The sequence below is a fragment of the Pandoraea sp. SD6-2 genome, assembly GCF_000389825.1.
Classification (GTDB): domain Bacteria; phylum Pseudomonadota; class Gammaproteobacteria; order Burkholderiales; family Burkholderiaceae; genus Pandoraea; species Pandoraea communis.
In genome coordinates this window covers 1-4,034 of record NZ_KB944432.1, presented here as the reverse complement: position 1 = coordinate 4,034, position 4,034 = coordinate 1, and the positions used below count along the sequence as shown (strand labels likewise).

General features: G+C 56.7%; 5 protein-coding genes and 1 pseudogene. 1 reads left to right on the top strand and 5 read right to left on the bottom strand.

The genetic code is table 11. The annotated features are described in order from the left end of the window. From C266_RS27885 to C266_RS08660, 4 genes and pseudogenes are all read right to left on the bottom strand, one after another. Positions 1-205 (bottom strand): annotated as a pseudogene (locus tag C266_RS27885) (phage baseplate protein); the annotation flags it as partial. Then, positions 205-648 carry a phage GP46 family protein gene (locus tag C266_RS08670; protein ID WP_010804322.1) on the bottom strand — a complete coding sequence of 148 codons (444 nt, stop codon included), beginning with the start codon at positions 646-648 and terminating at the stop codon, positions 205-207. The pseudogene C266_RS27885 and the gene C266_RS08670, both read right to left, overlap by 1 nt. Before the next feature lie 57 nt (positions 649-705). Next, positions 706-1,335, bottom strand: a complete 630-nt coding sequence (locus C266_RS08665) for a phage baseplate assembly protein V (RefSeq protein ID WP_010808905.1) — start codon at positions 1,333-1,335, stop codon at positions 706-708. Next, on the bottom strand, positions 1,332-2,423 hold the full coding sequence (locus tag C266_RS08660; protein WP_036662223.1) for a phage baseplate assembly protein: 1,092 nt from the start codon (positions 2,421-2,423) through the stop codon (positions 1,332-1,334). Before C266_RS08660 ends, C266_RS08665 begins: the two co-directional genes overlap by 4 nt. Positions 2,424-2,441: 18 nt before the next feature. On the opposite strand from C266_RS08660, the gene C266_RS08655 reads away from it, so the two are divergent. After that, positions 2,442-2,948, top strand: coding sequence for a hypothetical protein (locus tag C266_RS08655; RefSeq protein WP_010808903.1), 507 nt, complete (start codon positions 2,442-2,444; stop codon positions 2,946-2,948). Positions 2,949-2,978: 30 nt separating this feature from the next. Here C266_RS08655 and C266_RS08650 read toward each other — a convergent pair whose 3' ends face one another. Then, entirely contained in the window at positions 2,979-3,899 is a 921-nt protein-coding gene (locus C266_RS08650; RefSeq protein ID WP_010808902.1) for a phage antirepressor N-terminal domain-containing protein, read from the bottom strand. Positions 3,900-4,034 lie beyond the last annotated feature (135 nt).

Here is a 4,034-nt window from a genome sequence, read left to right as displayed (position 1 = left end):
ATTCGCCTGTGGCCGTCCACGGTACCGCCTGTTTGGCGATGTAGTCGATGTATCCGTAATGGAGGTGCGCAAGGCCCGCTTGAACTCGACCAGTGATCTTCAGGTTTGCGAAACGAAGTAGCGGATCGGCCCCCTGTACATTGGACGCGATGTCGGATGCAACCTGCTGTTGAAGCTCAGTTAGTGTGGGTCGTTGATACGGCATCAGTCATTCCCCTGCCAAGCCCATGTGAATGCGTTCGGCACAATTGAGCCGTCTTGCTTGTATGCCGAAATCTGGGCGCGCAAGTTGCCTCGCTTGGTCCACGACACGTTTATGTCGAATCGGGCCACGACTTTGTCGTCGATCATCCATTGGATGGCTTCGACGATGTAGTCGTAGGCCCGCTGCAGCGTCTCTTTGGTTTGCTTCTCTCTGAAGATGAGCCACATGCGAGAACCGATCGGGCCGGCAGCGACGTCATCGCCCCACCAGCCGCGCGGGTCCGTCGTACCATCCGGAATGATGTCGTCCAGGTCAGCCATTCGATCGGTAAAGAGACTGATCAGGAGAGCCGTGGTGACGTCATTTCCCGTCTCGAGCGCAGCCCCATCGAGGACCCAATCACCTCGGTTCGCTGCAGAGTCCCAAACGGTTGAGGTATCCATGCACACCAAACAAAAAAAGCCTCCGCGAGGGAGGCTTGTAGATCGATATGGAAGCTTTCACTGCTTCTGATTTGGCGGATCGCTCACCACGTCCGACGCTCCGCTTTGCACCCCCTTAACCGGGTGGATATGTTCGTTCGAAATCTGTCGCATATCTGCCAGCGTGTGGGGGTTGGTCTCGAAGTTGTCTTGCATGTCGCCAGTCGATTTCACCAGCGGCGTATCAAGCTCAACACCGTCGGGTGCCACCAGCGTGAACTTGCCGGTGCAGTTCCAAGTGACATCAGATGCATTGTTGACCACAACAGGCTGCCCCTTAGCCTCGACCACGATCCCGCCGTCCGCCGTCAGATAGACAGATTTCCCGTCTTGGCTGTGCAAGATCGATTCCCCAGGGCTCAGGTCGCGAGGGCGGGACGGCTGGTGACAAGTCCCGATCACGATGCCCTTTGTTCGATCTCCACCAAGGAACGCCACTACGCCATCGGAACCGTCCGGCGGATTCGAGGAGAAACCGAACTCAGCAATACGCGGCGATCCATCGCGCACCTCTGTCGAACTAAGCGCAATCTGCACAACCTGGACCCCGCCAGAGTCATTCACTGCCGATACCAGTGCGCGCGCAAATGCGGTTAGCGCTCGGCGAACCATTCGCTGCACCGGCCCCACATCAAGGTCTCGTGTCATCGCAAGGGCACCGTTCCAACAAGATCGCCGTATTGCGGGTAAAGCAAGATCGGCTTAGGCTCAAATGCCTCGGGCGGCATCAAAGTCAACTGAGCATGGGTTCCCGATTCGTCGAGGCTATAGGTCACCTCGGCAATCATCAGGCGCTGCGGCACGGTGCCGGCCTGGTCACCCGATACCTTAAGGCTCGGAATCAGCACGTCGATTAGCTTGTTCGGTTCCCACAGGTTTCCCGCCACATCGCGCCAATTGTCGACTGTGACATGGATCACCTCAGCACGGCCTCGACGCCAAGCTACCTCCCACAGCGCCCTCTGCTTGCCAACTTCCCACCCAAGATCGCCAGCTTCAGCAAAGATGACGCGCTCACGGCGACGAGGAACGTTAGGGTCGGTAGCAGTGAAATGCGGGGCAGTGATCGACCTCAGATCCTGCATGTTGTTAGTGCCGGTCAGCAATGCAGTTACGTGCGAGAAGCGCTGATCCATCGATCGCTCGGCTGTTGCTGCCTCGATGTTGATGCCCTCTTGCACGCCGCTCGCCATCGCCTCCGCACCTGCGCGCGCGAGCACCATGTTGCCGCTTCGGTCTTCGTAGACCAGCAAGGCACTGTACCGTGACGTACGCTCGACGACCTCATATGTCGATTCGCCCGGGATGATGTTGATCTGTGGGATCATCAATAGACCTTCCACATCACAGATCACATCGATATCGTAGACGGCGGCAAGTTGCTTGGCCATCGTGTACGCGTTGACGTTACTCATTTGCCCGTTCGGCCAAACGGCGGCGCAGTCCAGAAGATCCTGACACTTTCCTCGGCCGGTCACGCGGATGTCGTGTGACTCGGCTGAAATGCTTGGCACAACTCGATCCACATAACCAGTAATGACTGGCTCACCACCTAAATGCAAAACACAGGTATCGCCGGGAGACACAAGGAAATCTTGCGATTGCCCTGGGTAGAGCTCTGTCATTTCAAGTTCAAAATCACCCGGGAAACGTTCAATTCCTCGCGTGACGCGGAGCCGCTTCCATCCGGATAGCTCTTGCCAGTTTAAACTGAGGGTAATATCTTCGCTTTTCATCTGTAGGGGGGAAGCTAAATGAACCTGCGTTATTTGTTTCTCGTCGGCTTCGCCATTTGGAGCATTTCGGCGGCGGCGGAGCCCGTCTATGAAGTAGTCAAAGACAACGCGATTACGTGCTTATCGAGAAAGGCGCTTCACGATGCCCACATGAACCCCGAGGCGCCACTCCCCGCCGAATGCCACCTACGGCCGAAGGGCTTCAAGTTCGAGGCTACTAACCGCACTGACGGGTACACGTGGCCTGACCAACCTGAGAAATCCGATGCTCTGATATACGGTCGTGAGCTCGCAGGCCCCAATGAATCTGGGGCTCCACGATATCTGCGCATATGGAAAGAGGATGTTGCGGCAGTGCGCGATGCCCAGGGAAATTACGTCCAACCAAATTGCAGCTACCCCGAAACCTACGTGACGAACTCACTCCGAGCCGCCCCAGATGGGAAGCTCTACCTGAAGCAGGGAAAGGTGACCATCAAATGCGTGAACGGGGAAATGCGGCAGATCTACCAGCCGCTAAACTGAACGCTAGCGGCTGGATTCCGAGAAACTGCGTCAGGCGGCTGCCCGACTATCGATTCTGAACGGACTGAGATGCGTCAGCCGCTCGGCTGCCACCGCGATGATGCTCGGAAGCAGGCGTTCGGAAATGATTCCAGGCTCACGGATGAGCCCCACGATCTGATTCTCCGTGAGGATGTACGCGTCGCGGCTGATGAGTTTGAGCCGCCAACGATCGTCATCGTAGCTGAGCAGCCAGCGATCACCCGACAGGATTCGTCGAAGTGCATCGAGAGCGTCCATTTGCTCAATCACCGCGATAAGGTCTGCTTCGCCCTTCGGCTCAGCATCAAGCACCTCCCACTCGGCCGCAGTCCGAGTCACGATGCTCACCGCCTCTGTGAACTCCGATTGCGGAATCTGCCGGTATGCGACCTTGAAGTGAGCTTTCAGCTTCGACCAGACCTTCGTTGCGGCAGCGCCCTGCTTGATCTTCGGCAGGCGCTCAACGTGGGTTTTGACCATCAGGCGCAACACTTCCTGTTGCTCCCCCGTCAGCACATCGTCAGCATTTACCGAGAAGGCCATGCGCTCGTTGATGGCGACACCTTCGGTCCAGTATTTCCAAAGGACATCACTGCATTCGGCTTGATACGCAAGCACCTTTTCCCGAAGATCCGACCGAACCTTCCCCGCATTGATCGTGTACAGCCAACCGGGAAGCATCCGAACCAAGAAACAAAGAGTCGAGCGGCTTTGTGAATCACCAGGGAGCTGCATTGTGATTTCCACAACGCAGCCCTTGAAGCGACTTTTGATCTTCGTGAACTGGCTTGCCCAGTCAAGTCCCATTCCTTCCACAATGCGGCGAATCGGTGTGTACGGCTGCCCATCGTGTTCGACGAGCAACAGGTTTGTGCCGTGAAACGGCACCGAAATTTGGCGTTTTGCCGCCTGGATGCTATTCTTGTGCATGATCTGTGTTCCTTTGATAGGGGTTCACTGCGTCACCAACGCCTGACCGGTTGCCGCCGGTTGGGCGTTTTCTTTTTCGGCGGCAAAGCTTGCTGCCAGGCAGGCATTAATCTCCGCGTTCATGCTTCTGCGATT

What these genes read in the sequence shown, in the direction of transcription:
- C266_RS08670 (WP_010804322.1), bottom strand. Translation starts at nt 648, where the DNA reads ATGGATACCTCAACCGTTTGGGACTCTGCAGCGAACCGAGGTGATTGG.
- C266_RS08665 (WP_010808905.1), bottom strand. Translation starts at nt 1,335, where the DNA reads ATGACACGAGACCTTGATGTGGGGCCGGTGCAGCGAATGGTTCGCCGA.
- C266_RS08660 (WP_036662223.1), bottom strand. Translation starts at nt 2,423, where the DNA reads ATGAAAAGCGAAGATATTACCCTCAGTTTAAACTGGCAAGAGCTATCC.
- C266_RS08655 (WP_010808903.1), top strand. Translation starts at nt 2,442, where the DNA reads ATGAACCTGCGTTATTTGTTTCTCGTCGGCTTCGCCATTTGGAGCATT.
- C266_RS08650 (WP_010808902.1), bottom strand. Translation starts at nt 3,899, where the DNA reads ATGCACAAGAATAGCATCCAGGCGGCAAAACGCCAAATTTCGGTGCCG.